Below are 13,628 nucleotides of genomic sequence, written 5' to 3' on the forward strand. Positions count from 1 at the left end.
AGCCGCGGCTCGCCGCCCGTTCACCGTGACGCCAGAGTCCGTGTACCGGCCGGGGCAACCCTGAGGACATGACCGAGTCTTCCCCGGCAGGGGTTTCCCGCCGCACCATCGTCAAGAGTTCTGTCCTCGCCGCCGCGCTGGCCTCCGTGCCCGCCGCCAACGCCACGGCCGCCACCCAGTCTCCCGCCGGCGTCGCCCTGGTGCGCAACCGGCTCACACTGCCCAGCGGCATCGCCACCGGCGATGTCACCTCCGATTCGGCCGTGCTGTGGTCGCGCGCCTCGGGAGCCGGCCGGATGACGGCGGTCCTGCGGGCAGTGGACGACGGCGGCCAGGTGCTGCGCGGGCGCGGCGCCTTTGAGCGGGTCCTCCGCGGGCCCCGCGCCACCCAGGCATCCGACTTCACTGCCAAAATCCACGCCGGCAACCTGCCGTCCAACACGCGTTTTGCGCTGGAGATCAGCTTCGACGACGACGCCGGCGCGGCCAGTGAGACGGTTCGCGGCAGCTTCCGCACGGCCCCCGACACCGGGACGGTCAACGGCAAGGGCCGCACCGGCGACACCACAAACGGCGGCGACGTCCCGGCGTCGTCCGCGCAAAGCTTTGTGTGGACCGGCGACACCGCGGGCCAGGGCTGGGGCATCAACGAGGAAATCGGGGGGATGCGTGGCTACCGGGCCATGCACCAGACCCGCCCGGACTTCTTCATCCACTCCGGCGACACCATCTACGCCGACGGCCCCATCGCCGAAACCGTTGTGGAAAAGGACGGGCAGGTGTGGCGGAACCTGGTCACGGAAGAGGTGTCCAAGGTTGCCGAAACGCTGACCGAATTCCGCGGCCGCCACCGCTACAACTCCATGGACGCCAACATGCGGGCCATGTTTGCCGACGTTCCGGTGATCGCCCAGTGGGATGACCACGAGACCCACAACAACTGGTATCCGGGCCAGATCATCGACGACTCCCGCTACACGGTGCGGGACGTCAACACCCTTGCCGCCCGCGGCCGGCAGGCCTGGCAGGAAAACATGCCCATCGCCGACAGCTCGGCCATCTGGCGCCCCGGAACGTTCGATGATGCCGGGCAGTACCAGCCGGCCCGGATCTACCGGAAGATCTCCCGGGGCCCGCAGCTGGACATCTTCTGCCTGGACATGCGCACCTACAAGTCCCCCAACACGGACGGCAAGGAACCCTACGCCACCAACATCCTTGGCCAGGAGCAGGTGGACTGGCTCATCCGCGAGGTGTCCAGGTCCAAGGCGACATGGAAGGTGATTGCCAACGACCTGCCGCTGGGCATTGTGGTGCCGGACGGCCCGGTCAACCAGGAGAGCCTGTCCAACCGGGACAACGGCGCTCCCCTGGGCCGTGAACTCGAAATCGCAGGAGTGCTCAGCGCCTTCAAGCGCAACGGCGTCAAGAACACCGTGTGGCTCACCGCCGATGTGCACTACTGCGCCGCCCACCACTACTCCCCCGAGCGTGCTGCCTTCACCGACTTCGAACCCTTCTGGGAGTTCGTGGCCGGGCCCATCGCCGCCGGCTCCTTCGGCCCCAACAGCATGGACGGCACCTTCGGCCCCGAGGTGGTGTTCGCAAAGACCGGACGCTTCGCCGGAGAATCGCCGCGCGACGGCGAAAACCAGTTCTTCGGCCACGTCCAGCTGGGCGAGGACAACAGCTTCACCGCCAGCCTCCGGAACGCCAACGGTGCCACGGTGTTCTCCAAGGTCCTGACGCCCGAACGGTAAGCCCTGCCCTCGACGCGCAGAACCACTGGCGACGCGCATATTCCCTGACGCGCCGATATTCGGGGCGCGTCGATGATTTTGCGCGTCGCTGAGGAAAATGGGCGTCGAGCCGTATGGTCCGCTGCCGCCGCCGTCGTTATTTGCGCCTGCCCCTGGGTACGCCGTTGGTAGTGTTCCTGCATTCGACACAGCATTTGGCAGGGTGAGGACGGGGTGATTTCTTGAAGGACACTTCAGCAAACGACGACGGCCTGACGGAGGCCGTCCAGCAGGCCGGGGCGGTGGAACTGCTGCTGATCCGCCATGGCGAGAGCGAAGGCAACGTTGCGGCCACGGAGGCCCGCGAGGCCGGCGTGGAGGTCATCAAGGTTCCCGCCCGGGATGCGGACGTGGACCTGTCCGGCACCGGCAGGGACCAGGCCAAGGCGCTGGGCATGGCACTGGGACGGATTGCGGAGGAGTTCCGCCCTGACACGGTGGTGTCCTCCCCGTATGCGCGTGCCCGCCAGACGGCTGAGATCGCGGTGGAAACCGCAGGCTGGCCAGTGCAGGTGCGCATAGACGAACGGCTCCGCGACCGCGAACTGGGCATCCTGGACCGGCTCACGCGGCTGGGCGTGGAAAACCGCTACCCCGAGGAATCCGAACGCCGTGACTGGCTGGGCAAACTCTACTACCGGCCACCGGGAGGGGAATCCTGGGCGGACGTTGCGCTGCGGCTGCGGTCCGTCCTGGCCGAGCTGAACAACCTTGGCCTTGGCCAGCGGGTCATGCTGGTGTGCCACGACGCGGTAATCATGCTGTTCCGGTATGTCCTGGAAGGGCTCAGCGAAAAGGAACTGCTGGACCTGGCAGCCAGGGAGGCCATCCTCAACGCGTCACTGACCAAGTTTGTCCGCCCCTCCGGGGTGGGGCCGTGGACGCTGGAGAGCTTCAACGTGGCCGACCATCTGGCCGAGCAGGGCGTCGAGGTCACCCAGCACGCGGGAGACACCAGTGTCCGCCCACGATAACGCACCCGGGCCCACGCTGGTGACGGCGACGCTCCTGCGGGGGTGGCCACTGCCGGCGCCGGGCGAAGATAAGTATTCACGCGGCTCCGTGTTGGTAGTGGGCGGGGCCAGGGCCACCCCGGGGGCAGCCCTTCTGGCCGGCACCGCAGCCTTGCGTGCCGGGGCCGGGAAAGTCACGCTGGCAGTGGCCGAGTCAGTGTCAGTGCAGCTGGGGGTGGCACTGCCTGAGTGCGGGTCCATCGGCCTTCCGGAGACTCCCGGCGGCTCCGTCAAACCGGAACTGGACCGCATTTCCTCCTACCTGGACCGGGCCGACGTCATCCTGGTAGGGCCCGGCCTGGACCATCCCGACCTCGCCCGCGAACTGCTGGAAGCGCTGCTCGGGCAGAATAAGGAATCCAACAGCGGCGCCCAAGGTGACGCCGGCCGGGGCTCCCAAGGCGACGCCGGCGCAAAGGAAGGTCCCGCCGTCGTCCTTGATGCCTACGCGTTGGGTGCCTTGGTGCCCCTGGAGGACCAACTCGGCCCCTGGCGCGGCCGGCTGATCCTCACCCCCAACCCGAAGGAAGCGGAGGTCCTGCTGGGGCGGGAGGTGAATGACCTCGAAAAGGACCTGGCCGAGATCTCCGCCAGGTTCGGCGCCGTGGTCAGCTGCCAGGGGCTGATCACCCAGCCGCCCGGCCTGAACCCGGACGAGCCGGAGCTGTGGAAAATCACCACGGGGTACGGCGGGCTGGGTACGTCCGGCAGCGGCGACGTCCTGGCGGGAGCCATTGCCGGGTTCCGTGCCCGCGGAACCACCGGCGCCCAAGCGGCCTGCTGGGGCACCCACCTGCACGCAGCCGCGGGGGACCGTTTGGCCGTCAGGCTGGGACCGCTCGGGTTCCTGGCCCGCGAACTGGCCGACGAACTGCCTGCCCTGATGCTGGAATTCAGCGTCTAACGCCCGGCGGCAGGACACCCGGGCACGCGGATGGCCCCCGGCTAAACCCGGGGGCCACCGTGTCGGGAGGTTGAGGCCTAAGCTGCCGATGCGCTGTCTGGCGCTGTGGCGTTGCACAGATGGCGATTCGCCCCAAAAAGGCAGTCAACAGATCTGGCCGCCTCCCGATCCTTTTCCGAACCTCTTCGGGTCCCTGCGCTTGGCGGGATCCCTGCGCCGGCTATGCGGAGATCTCCTGCTTTGCCCCCTTCGTTTGAATCTCAATCTTGCGCGGCTTGGCCTTTTCGGCCACCGGGATCCGCAACGTCAGGACGCCGGCGTCGTAGCTGGCCTTGACGTTGTCCGTGTCCAGCGTGTCGCCGAGGATCAGCTGCCGGCTGAAAACGCCGCGCGGCCGTTCACTGGCGATCAGTTCGGTGTCCTTGCCCACGGGATCGGGCCGTTCCGCCCGCACCGTCAGGACGTTCCGTTCCACGTCCAGGTCCACCGAATCCACAGCGACGCCGGGCAGATCGAAGGCCACGACGAATTCCTGGTCCTCACGCCATGCATCCATCGGCATCGCCGCCGGGCGTGCAGAGGTACCCAGGACCTGCTGGGCCAGCCTGTCCAGTTCGCGGAACGGATCGGTGCGCATCAACATGGCTTCCCTCCTCGTAAGAGATGGTCCAACATCGTTTCCACATCAGCCGATCTGTATTGGCTGATATAGATTTTTTAGCACCGCAGCAGCAGGTCTTCAAGGGGTTCCTGCATGGTTTTTGGGTGATTTTTCTGCCCGTCGGGGCCTGACTCCGCAGTCGACGGCACCAGGGAAAAGGGCCTTCCACCCAGCTGCTGCTGCGCGGAAGGCCCTTCATCGAGTCACTGTTTTAAGGTTTTCGGTCAGTCCCTGGTGGGGTCGGGACGAAGCGGCGCCGGACCTGGATCCGGGACCGGCAGCGGGCCGGGCGCCGGCGGTGCCGGGAACGGGTTGGGGGACGGCGGACCGGGCGGCCGCGGCTGGGTGGGATCCGGCGATGTGGGCTCGGGACCGGGTTCGGGCGGAAATGGCTCAGGTTCGTGCACTGGCGGGATGGTCATGGAAATTCCCCTCTCACGCTGATCGGATCAAACACTGGGCGAATCACACACCGGGCGATGTGCCTTGAACTGACCAGACTACGCCCGCAACCCCTTCTCAACTACCCCCGTTGCTCTATCAGATGTGGTCCCCAAAGGGCCCTTTTAGGAGCCATAACTGATAGAGCATCACGACGGCGGGAGGGCGCCTTAGTCCCGCACGGCACCGACCAGCCGCAGCCAGTCGCGGAGCTGGACCGGGTCCGCCTCGCCGCAGCGGAAGCCCACGTAGCCGTCGGGCCTGATGCCGGCCACTCCCGTGCCGGGGTGGCTGGTGAGGCGGTGGACATGCAGCAGCCGGGGCTGGCTGTCCATCGACGCAACGGCGGGGATGGCGTCCAACGCGACTGGGCCGGCGTCGCGCTCCAGCAAAAGGTGGAGTCCCGGCACCGCGGTCAGCTCATGCAGGCGGACGGAGCGTCCATCCACCGCAGCCGGAGCATCGGGCAGCCGTTTGCCGGGCCGCGGCCACCCGCGGGCCTTGGGCGTGCCCTCACGCGAGATGGCGCTGTTCCGGTAGTTCACGAACGGCTGGGCCAGCAGCCTGACTCCCCTGGCGATGAGCCACCGCCGGCGGAGGAGCAGCGGCATGACCGGAGCGAACGCCGGCAGGATGCTGCGGGCCAGGCGTGCCGCCGGATGCGGCGAGGCTTCGCCGAAGAAGATCAGGTGCGTCAGCGCCAGCACCCGCCGGGCCGCGGGCAGCCGCTCCTGCCCGTAGGTCTGCAGCAGTTCCGGAAGCGGCCTGCCGGCGGTCGAGGCGAACCCGAGTTTCCAGCCGAGGTTGAGGGCGTCCAGGATGCCGTTGTTCATGCCCTGGCCGCCCGCCGGGGAGTGGGCATGCGCCGCGTCGCCGGCCAGGAAGACCGGGCTGCTCCCGAAGGTGCTGGCAATCCGGTGCTGCAGCGGGACCCGGGCGGACCAGCCCACCTCCCGCACGCTGGCCTCCAGGCCCGAGTCCTTCACCAGCTGCGCCACCTCCTCCGGCGGTATGGGCGGACCCAGCTGGCCGAAGCGGGCGCCGGAATCCGGGACCGCCGGACGCGTGGCCAGCATCCGCCACGTAGCCCCCTCGCCCAGGGCAAAGAGGAAGGCCAGCCCGGCCTGCCCCACCGCAACGTGCAGCAGCCCGGGGTCCAGGCCACCATCGAGTTCGAGGTCGGCCAGGACCGCCTCCACGGGGTACGGGCCTCCGCGCCACTGCGCGCCGGTGATGCCGCGGACGGTGCTGGACTGCCCATCGCAGCCGGCCAAAAAGCGGGAGACGTGATGCCCCGGCCCGTGGGCTCCCTGGAGCTCGGCGCGGACCAGTCCGCTTGATAGCGCTTGCAACCCGCCGTTGTCCTGGTGCAGGCCACGGAACTCCACACCCCAGTCCACCATCACGCCTCTGTCCTGCAGCGCCTGCCACAGGACCTCCTCGACGTCGGCCTGCCGGACCAGCGTCAGGTGCGGGAAGGCGGTGTCCGGAAGATCTGCGTGCCCCAGCCGTGCTTCAACCACCCGCCGCCCCAGGTGGATCCGTGCCTCAGGCGCAGTGTCCGCCCGCTCCAGCAGGCCAGCGGTTACACCGAGCGGGCGGAGTCCCTCCAGTGCCCGGGCATGCAGCATGAGCGCCCGTGAGGGGCGGACCCGGTGATCCCGCCGGTCCACCACCCGCACGGTGGCGCCGTGGGCAAGGGCCTGGAGTGCGGTGGTGAGCCCGGCGGGACCTGCGCCGACCACTAGAACGTCCGTGTCCGCCGTCGTCCCTTGCTTGCCTGGCATGCCCACGGGCCGTCACTTTTTCACGCGGAGCCGCCACCAGGCGTGGTCGGTTCCGGCGGCCGCAATCCTGGCCGGGTCCGCCAGCACCTCCTCGCGGCGCAGCCCGGGAAGCACCTTGTAGCTGATCGATCCGGAGACGCTGACCAGTTCCAGGACCCGCCAAAGGGCCGACGCATAGTTCCTGGCGCGCTCGGCGCCGTCCCACTCGTACAGCCCGCGATAGGCGCCGAAGGTGTCGTGGGCGCACCAGAGTTTGGAGATAAAGCCCGGGAACCCTACGAAGAGCGGGGTGTTCAGGATGCTTTCCGCTTCGAAGAGGCGGTGCGCCCGGCCCCGCACCAGCCGCAGCGTGAACGCCACCACCAGCACGCAGGGCTCGGCGGGCAGGCGGTCGACGGCGGTCTCCCGGTAGACCCGCGAGGTGCTTCCGTCGGCGAAGCGCAGGACCCGGCCCACGTTGTCCTTGGGAAGGTGCACCTGCCGGCGCGCCAGCATGACGCAGGACGTTCTGACGCTGTGGGCCACCGCCAGCCAGGCCTTGGACCGGGGAGCCGGACCGGATTCGGGGGTCATGGCGTTCTCCTTTACCTGCGCTTTCCTGCCGCGCCCCTCCAGCCTGCCGGGATGTGGACGCAAAGCTCCAGAGTCTTTCGCCCCTTTAGGGCTGCGGCGTCTCCCCCGTCAGCGAACGGCCTGCCGACTTCTTGGGGGCGGTCTATATATTGAATCCATGACCTCCACTTCCCTGCAGGATTCCACCGGCACTGCGATCCCGGCGCCCCCGGTGGCCAAGAAGATCCCCACCGAACGCATCCACCACGGGGAGACGTTCGTGGACAACTACGAATGGCTGCGGGACAAGGAGTCGCCGGAGGTCGTGGAGCACCTGCGGGCCGAGAACGCCTACCAGGAAGCCGTCACTGCGCACCAGGAACCGCTCCGCGAAGCCATCTTCCAGGAGATCAAGGGCCGTACCCAGGAAACCGACCTCTCCGTCCCACACCGGAAGGACGGCTGGTGGTACTTCAGCCGCTCGGCCGAAGGCAAGGAGTACGGCATCCACTGCCGGGTGAAGGCACAGGACACCGGGGACAAGGTGGCCGACTGGACCCCGCCGGCCGTGGAACCCGGCATGGAGATCCCCGGCGAAGAGATCCTGCTGGACGGCAACGTGGAGGCCGAAGGCAAGCCGTTCTTCTCCGTAGGCGGAACCGCCGTCACCGTTGACGGCACCCTTTACGCCTATGCCGTGGACAACTCCGGTGATGAACGTTTCACGCTGCGGATCAAGGACCTGCGCACCGGTGAGCTCCTGCCGGACGTCATCGAAAACATCTTTTACGGTGTTGCCTTCTCCCCGGACGGCACCCGCCTGTTCTACACGGTGGTGGACGAGTCCTGGCGCCCCTATCAGGTGAAGTCCCACGTCCTGGGCACCCCTGTGGCCCAGGACGCGGTGGTGTACCAGGAGGACGACCCCGCCATGTGGCTGGGCTTCGAGCTTTCCGCTGACCGGCGCCACCTGGTGCTGGGCATCGGGTGCTCTGAGTACAGCGAAACCAGGCTGCTCCGGTTTGACGACCCCGCCGGAACAGTCAGCACCGTGATTTCCCGGGACGAGCGGATCCTGTACGAAGCCGAGCCCTTCCTGCTCGACGGCGAAGAAAAAATCCTGCTCACGCACAACCGCGGCGCCATCAACTCCATGGTCTCCCTGGCGGACCCGGCCGAGCTGGAAAGGCCGCTGGCTGACCAGACCTGGCAGACCGTCGTCGAACATTCCAACGACGTGCGCGTCAACGGCGCGGGCGTCACTTCCACGCACCTGATCGTTTCCATCCGCAAGGACACCATCGAGCGGGTCCAGGTGCTGGGGCTGGCCGGGCTTGGCACGCCCGCGCAGCAGGAGCCCGTGGAGCCGGCATTCGATGAGGAGCTCTACACCGCCGGCGTGGGCGGCTCCGACTATGAGGCACCTGTGATTCGGCTGGGCTACACCTCCTACTTCACGCCGTCCCGGATCTACGACTTCGTCCTGCCCACCCCGGAGCGACCCTCCGGCGAACTGCTGTTGCGCAAGGAAAGCCCCGTGCTGGGCGGCTACGACGGCAGCGACTACGTTAACACCCGTGAGTGGGCGACGGCGGCCGACGGCACGCGGATCCCGCTGTCGGTCCTGCGGCACAAGGCCGTCAAGCAGGATTCGACGGCGGCGGGCCTGGTGTACGGGTACGGCTCCTATGAGATGAGCATGGACCCGGGCTTCGGCATTGCCCGGCTGTCGCTGCTGGACCGCGGCGTGGTGTTCGTCATTGCGCACATCCGCGGCGGCGGCGAGCTGGGGCGGCACTGGTACGAGGACGGCAAGAAGCTCACCAAGAAGAACACCTTCACGGACTTCGTGGACGCCACGGACTGGTTGGCCGGCTCGGGCTGGGTGGATCCCTCCCGCATCGCCGCCCTGGGTGGTTCGGCTGGCGGACTCCTCATGGGGGCCGTGGCCAACATGGCGCCGGAAAAGTACGCGGCCATCGTGGCCCAGGTGCCGTTCGTGGATCCGCTCACCAGCATCCTTGACCCGGACCTGCCGCTGTCCGCCCTGGAGTGGGAGGAATGGGGCAACCCGATCACCGATCCCCAGGCCTACGCCTACATGAAGTCCTACTCCCCCTACGAGAACGTGCGGGAGGTGGCCTACCCCAAAATCGCCGCGGTGACGTCCTTCAACGATACCCGCGTCCTCTACGTGGAACCGGCCAAGTGGGTGCAGGAACTGCGGAACAGGACCACAGGGTCCGAGCCCATTGTCATGAAGATCGAGATGGACGGCGGCCACGGCGGCGCATCCGGCCGCTACGTGCAGTGGCGTGAACGGGCCTGGGACTACGCGTTCATCGCCGACGCCCTGGGCGCCACCGAACTGCTGCCAGGCGCCGGCCTGAAGTAGCCCATCGATTGCTCCGTTGTTGTCCTTTTGGGCCCGCTAAACGGCAGGTACGGAGCAATCGATGTTCACCCGCGCACCTGGCAAAGCTAACCATGCTTACTATTGGGGGGCACGTGTTTTCCGGCGGGATACCAGAGGAGCAGGCATGTCATTGAGCAAGGGAACGCACGTGGAGTGGAACACTTCACAGGGCAAGACGCACGGCAGGATCGTGGAGAAGAAAACCAGCGACTTCGAACTCGACGGCAACACCCACCGGGCCAGCGAGGACGAACCACAGTACGTGGTGGAATCGGACAAGACCGGCGCCCGTGCAGCGCACAAGGCGTCCGCGCTGACCGAGAAGAAGTAGCGCCGTGGCTGCCCAGCACGAGGTGGTGATCATCGGCGGCGGCAATGCCGGGATCTCCCTGGCGGCCCGGCTGCAGCGCTACGGCGTCAAGGACGTGGCGGTGGTCGAGCCCCGGGACCACCACCTCTTCCAGCCCCTGTTCTCGCATATCGCCGGCGGGCGGGCACAGGCCCAGGAGGCTGTCCGGAGCCAGGAGTCGGTGATCCCCCAGGGCGTCACCTGGATCCGGGATGCTGCCGTAGGCGTGGACGCGAACGCCAACACGGTCACCCTCGGATCAGGGACTTCGGTAGCTTATGGGCAACTGGTGGTGTGCCCGGGGCTCCAGTACGACTGGGACCGCGTGCCCGGCTTGCTCGACGCCGTCCATTCCCCGTACGGCGCCTCCCACTACGACTTCGAACTGGCCCCCAAGGCCTGGGCGCTGCTCAGCGCCCTGCGCTCCGGCACGGCGGTCTTCACCATGCCGGCCGGGCCGATCAAATGCGGGGGCGCCGCGCAGAAACCCATGTACCTCGCGTGTGACTACTGGCGCGGGCAGGGGGTGCTGGACAAAATCCGCGTGGTCATGGTGCAGCCGTACCCCACCGTGTTCGGGGTGCCGGAGGTGGACCGGGAACTGGACCGCAAGATCGCCGAGTACGGAATCGAGCTGCGGACCAACAGCGAACTGGTGGCCGTGAGCCCGGCCGGCCGCAGGGCCACCATCCGGAACAACGCCGCCAACACCACCGAGGACCTGACGTACGACGTCCTCAATGCCGTTCCGCCGCAGTCGGCCCCGGACTGGCTCAAGGCCACGGACCTGCCCGCCGCGGGGGACGCAGGCGGCTTCGTGGAGGTGGACCGGCAGACGCTCAGGCACCTCCGGTACCCCAACGTGTGGTCCCTGGGCGACGCCGCGGGCACCACCAACTCCAAGTCCGGCGGGTCCCTGCGCAAGCAGGTCAAGGTGGTGGCAAAGAACCTGGTGGCAGCCCGGAAAGGAAAGCCGCTGCGGGCCAAGTACAACGGCTACTCCGTGTGTCCGTTCACCGTGTCACGGGACACCGTGGTGTTCGCCGAATTCGACGACCGGTACCGGCCCATGCCCACCATCCCGCGGCTGCCCACGTGGAATGAAAGCAAGCTGTCCTGGGTGCTGGACCGCGACATCTTCCCGAAGATCTACTGGAACCTGATCCTCAAGGGACGGGCGTAACGCTAGCCGGCGGTGCCGATGCGCCACTCATCGGCAAGGATCGAGTAGATGAGCTCGGTGGCCCACTGGCCTTTGTAGTGCCACTTATCGATGTGCCGCGCTTCCAGCCGCATGCCCAGCCGGCCGCAGAGTGAAGCCGAGGCACTGTTGAGTTCGTCCAGCCGGGCTTCAATCCGGTGCATGCCCAGCTCCTCGAAACCCAGGCGCAGGACGGCCTGGGCGGCCTCCGTTCCATAACCCTTGCCGCGGGCACCCGGTGCCAGGGTCCAGCCCACTTCGCCCTGCCCGCGTCCCGGCAGCCATTTGAGCACCACTTCGCCCTGCAGCCCGGGCTCATCCGCCGCTTCGATGGCGAGAGCCGCCCAGTCCCCCTCCTTCTCGAAGGAAAAGTTGGCGTACCGGCCCACCCGCTCCATCGACTGGGTGTAGGTCTTGGCCGGTCCGGGAAGGTACCGGGCGGTCTCCGGCAGCGAGTGGTAGGCGTGGAAGGCTTCCAGGTCGCCGCCGTCGAACCGGCGCAGGACCAGCCGGTCAGTGCGGATGGGAAGGGAAATCTCCGGCATGCGTCTTAGCGGCTGGCGGAAACGACGGCGGCCGTCGCCTCGGCGATGGCGCGCTCCTCGTCAGTGGGAACCACCAGGACAGGAATCGCGGAGGACTGCGTGGATATCACGCGCGGCTCCTTTGACCGCTCGGCGTTCAGGCCGCCGTCGAGCTCTATGCCCAGAGCGCCCAGCCGGTCCGCCACCTGGGCCCGGAAGTGCTGTGAGTTTTCGCCAATCCCTGCGGTGAACACCAGCGCCTTGGCCCCGCCCACCGCCACGTGATAGCCGCCGATGTACTTGGCCAGCCGGTAGGAGGCCACGCTGAGCGCCATGGCTGCGCGCTCGTCGCCGGCCTCGGAGGCCTCCACCACGGAGCGCATGTCGTTGTGCCCGGCAAGGCCTTTCAGACCAGACTCGCGGTTCAGCATGGTGTCGAGGTCCTCGGGCGTCCAGCCGGCGCGGCCGAGGAACACCAGGATGGAGGGGTCAAGGTCGCCGGAGCGGGTGCCCATCACCAGGCCCTCGAGCGGGGTGAAGCCCATGGAGGTGTCCACGGAGCGTCCGCCGCGGATCGCGGTCACGGACGCGCCGTTCCCCAGGTGGGCGATCACGCCGTCGAACTCCTCCACGGGGAGGTCCAACAACGCTGCCGACCGGCGCGCAACGTACTGGTTGGAGGTGCCGTGGAAGCCGTAGCGGCGGATGCCATGGTTGGTGTAGAGCTCATCCGGGACCGCGTACCGCCAGGCATACTCGGGCAGGGTGCGGTGGAAGGCGGTGTCAAAGACTGCAACCTGAGGCATTTTGGGCCATTTCTTGGTGATGGCGCGGATGCCCAGGACGTTGGCGGGGTTGTGCAGCGGGGCCAGGGGGTTGAGCCGTTCGATGGCACGGGTGATTTCGTTGTCCACCAAGACGGGCTCGGCGAACCGCTCGCCGCCGTGGACCACCCGGTGTCCCACCGCCCCCAGTTCCAGGTCGCCCAGTTCCTGGTGGATGGCCGCGTCCACCTGCTCCAGTGCCTCCGCATGGTCCCGCGGGCCCACCAATTCGCCATCCCCGCCGCCGCCGTTGCCCACGCCGATCTTCTCGATCAGCCCCTCGGTGAGGACGGTCCCGGCGGCCACGTCCCGGACCTGGTACTTCAGTGACGACGAACCGGAATTGATGACGAGCACGAGCATGCGGGGCCTCCTCAGCCTGGCGTCTGCAGTTCAACCCCCACTATAGGTTGCGCGGCTAACGGTCGGTCAGCAGCAGCGTGTTGCCGTCAGGGTCCTGGGCTGTAAAGAAGAGGCAGACGTCCGGGGCGCCCGTGATGGCGCCAACGGCAACCCCGTTGTCTGCGAGCCGGGCGCGGGCTCCCTCCAGGTCCTCGACCAGGAAGTTGCAGGTTGCCCAGGCAAGGCCGGGCTGGGCGTTGATACCGCTGTCCGGCCCCATGAGGGTCACCGATGCCGTTCCCGCGGCGGAGAGGACGGCCGAGAAGTTGTTGGCTTGCCCCACCGTGAGTCCGAGCATGCGGCTGTACCAGTCGGCTGCGGTCTGGGTTCCGGACGGGGATGAAGGCGGTGGTTATGGCTGTACCGGGCATGCCTGCGATGCTAGCCCACCCCTCCGACAGAGGGCCCCACAATGACCCCGGGAGGGGACAGTCCGTGTCACCGCCGGCTTCAGGGGGCGCTTTTTTGGGGGCCAATCCCCCTCTAACGGGTCCATCAAGGTGAACGTGGAGGACTTGGCCCTGGGCGACAAATACGCAATTGGAATTCATACCACCCATTCGCAGCGCGACGGCAAGACCTTGGACCAGCGTGAAATCCTCGTCTTCCGTATCTCCGGCGGGAAAATCACGGAGGGCCTCGAATTCCCGGAGGACAGCGCGCAGCTGGCCGACTTTTGGTCCTGACCTGCCGCGCTAAAAGGGCTTTCGCTGCAGCGGCACGGGAAGCTTGCCAAAATTATTATCAGTATGCTT

General features: G+C 67.5%; 13 protein-coding genes. 7 read left to right on the forward strand and 6 right to left on the reverse strand.

The genetic code is table 11. The features are described 5' to 3' along the window. Positions 1-68: 68 nt before the first annotated feature. The 3 genes from ACETK3_RS02725 to ACETK3_RS02735 all read left to right on the forward strand — a co-directional run bounded on the left by ACETK3_RS02725 (position 69) and on the right by ACETK3_RS02735 (position 3,716). Complete coding sequence (locus ACETK3_RS02725) at positions 69-1,760, forward strand: alkaline phosphatase (protein WP_237428842.1); 1,692 nt, start codon at positions 69-71, stop codon at positions 1,758-1,760. Between the two features lie 221 nt (positions 1,761-1,981). Continuing rightward, positions 1,982-2,773: a histidine phosphatase family protein gene (locus ACETK3_RS02730; protein WP_236799463.1), complete on the forward strand. Its 792-nt coding sequence runs from the start codon at positions 1,982-1,984 to the stop codon at positions 2,771-2,773. Then, positions 2,757-3,716: an NAD(P)H-hydrate dehydratase gene (locus ACETK3_RS02735; protein WP_237428843.1), complete on the forward strand. Its 960-nt coding sequence runs from the start codon at positions 2,757-2,759 to the stop codon at positions 3,714-3,716. The genes ACETK3_RS02730 and ACETK3_RS02735 overlap by 17 nt, the downstream gene beginning before the upstream one ends. 220 nt (positions 3,717-3,936) lie before the next feature. Here the strand turns inward: ACETK3_RS02735 and ACETK3_RS02740 are convergent, their stop codons facing one another. The 3 genes from ACETK3_RS02740 to ACETK3_RS02750 all read right to left on the reverse strand — a co-directional run bounded on the left by ACETK3_RS02740 (position 3,937) and on the right by ACETK3_RS02750 (position 7,178). Beyond that, positions 3,937-4,359 (reverse strand): Hsp20/alpha crystallin family protein, encoded by a 423-nt coding sequence (locus tag ACETK3_RS02740; RefSeq protein ID WP_236799465.1) that lies wholly within the window; start codon positions 4,357-4,359, stop codon positions 3,937-3,939. A gap of 629 nt (positions 4,360-4,988) precedes the next feature. Further along, a complete protein-coding gene (locus tag ACETK3_RS02745) occupies positions 4,989-6,605 on the reverse strand; it encodes an FAD-dependent monooxygenase (RefSeq protein ID WP_237428844.1) in 1,617 nt (538 codons plus the stop codon). A gap of 12 nt (positions 6,606-6,617) precedes the next feature. Beyond that, a complete protein-coding gene (locus ACETK3_RS02750; RefSeq protein WP_237428845.1) occupies positions 6,618-7,178 on the reverse strand; it encodes a hypothetical protein in 561 nt (186 codons plus the stop codon). A 157-nt stretch (positions 7,179-7,335) separates the two neighbouring features. Here ACETK3_RS02750 and ACETK3_RS02755 point away from each other — a divergent pair, with 157 nt between their 5' ends. The 3 genes from ACETK3_RS02755 to ACETK3_RS02765 all read left to right on the forward strand — a co-directional run bounded on the left by ACETK3_RS02755 (position 7,336) and on the right by ACETK3_RS02765 (position 11,105). Next, positions 7,336-9,552 carry a S9 family peptidase gene (locus ACETK3_RS02755; protein ID WP_237428846.1) on the forward strand — a complete coding sequence of 739 codons (2,217 nt, stop codon included), beginning with the start codon at positions 7,336-7,338 and terminating at the stop codon, positions 9,550-9,552. Between the two features lie 145 nt (positions 9,553-9,697). Further along, positions 9,698-9,904 (forward strand): DUF2945 domain-containing protein, encoded by a 207-nt coding sequence (locus ACETK3_RS02760; protein ID WP_043452340.1) that lies wholly within the window; start codon positions 9,698-9,700, stop codon positions 9,902-9,904. A gap of 4 nt (positions 9,905-9,908) precedes the next feature. After that, positions 9,909-11,105 (forward strand): NAD(P)/FAD-dependent oxidoreductase, encoded by a 1,197-nt coding sequence (locus tag ACETK3_RS02765; RefSeq protein ID WP_236799471.1) that lies wholly within the window; start codon positions 9,909-9,911, stop codon positions 11,103-11,105. A gap of 2 nt (positions 11,106-11,107) precedes the next feature. Here ACETK3_RS02765 and ACETK3_RS02770 read toward each other — a convergent pair whose 3' ends face one another. Genes ACETK3_RS02770 through ACETK3_RS02780 form a run of 3 tightly spaced genes read right to left on the reverse strand, consistent with a single transcriptional unit; the run spans position 11,108 to position 13,171 of the window. Continuing rightward, on the reverse strand, positions 11,108-11,668 hold the full coding sequence (locus ACETK3_RS02770; protein ID WP_237428847.1) for a GNAT family N-acetyltransferase: 561 nt from the start codon (positions 11,666-11,668) through the stop codon (positions 11,108-11,110). A gap of 5 nt (positions 11,669-11,673) precedes the next feature. Continuing rightward, positions 11,674-12,834: an acetate kinase gene (locus ACETK3_RS02775; protein ID WP_237428848.1), complete on the reverse strand. Its 1,161-nt coding sequence runs from the start codon at positions 12,832-12,834 to the stop codon at positions 11,674-11,676. 55 nt (positions 12,835-12,889) lie between these two features. Continuing rightward, the gene (locus ACETK3_RS02780) at positions 12,890-13,171 is read right to left on the reverse strand and encodes a VOC family protein (protein WP_237428849.1); all 282 of its coding nucleotides are present in this window, start codon (positions 13,169-13,171) and stop codon (positions 12,890-12,892) included. Between the two features lie 208 nt (positions 13,172-13,379). Here ACETK3_RS02780 and ACETK3_RS02785 point away from each other — a divergent pair, with 208 nt between their 5' ends. Then, on the forward strand, positions 13,380-13,559 hold the full coding sequence (locus ACETK3_RS02785) for a hypothetical protein (RefSeq protein WP_373992471.1): 180 nt from the start codon (positions 13,380-13,382) through the stop codon (positions 13,557-13,559). The last annotated feature ends 69 nt before the right edge of the window (positions 13,560-13,628 follow it).

Origin of the sequence: Arthrobacter sp. E44 (assembly GCF_041877125.1) — a bacterium.
Classification (GTDB): Bacteria; Actinomycetota; Actinomycetes; order Actinomycetales; family Micrococcaceae; genus Arthrobacter.

Coding starts and splice junctions, on each gene's coding strand:
- ACETK3_RS02725 (WP_237428842.1), top strand. CDS start 69: ATGACCGAGTCTTCCCCGGCAGGGGTTTCCCGCCGCACCATCGTCAAG.
- ACETK3_RS02740 (WP_236799465.1), bottom strand. CDS start 4,359: ATGTTGATGCGCACCGATCCGTTCCGCGAACTGGACAGGCTGGCCCAG.
- ACETK3_RS02745 (WP_237428844.1), bottom strand. CDS start 6,605: ATGCCAGGCAAGCAAGGGACGACGGCGGACACGGACGTTCTAGTGGTC.
- ACETK3_RS02750 (WP_237428845.1), bottom strand. CDS start 7,178: ATGACCCCCGAATCCGGTCCGGCTCCCCGGTCCAAGGCCTGGCTGGCG.
- ACETK3_RS02755 (WP_237428846.1), top strand. CDS start 7,336: ATGACCTCCACTTCCCTGCAGGATTCCACCGGCACTGCGATCCCGGCG.
- ACETK3_RS02760 (WP_043452340.1), top strand. CDS start 9,698: ATGTCATTGAGCAAGGGAACGCACGTGGAGTGGAACACTTCACAGGGC.
- ACETK3_RS02770 (WP_237428847.1), bottom strand. CDS start 11,668: ATGCCGGAGATTTCCCTTCCCATCCGCACTGACCGGCTGGTCCTGCGC.
- ACETK3_RS02775 (WP_237428848.1), bottom strand. CDS start 12,834: ATGCTCGTGCTCGTCATCAATTCCGGTTCGTCGTCACTGAAGTACCAG.
- ACETK3_RS02780 (WP_237428849.1), bottom strand. CDS start 13,171: ATGCTCGGACTCACGGTGGGGCAAGCCAACAACTTCTCGGCCGTCCTC.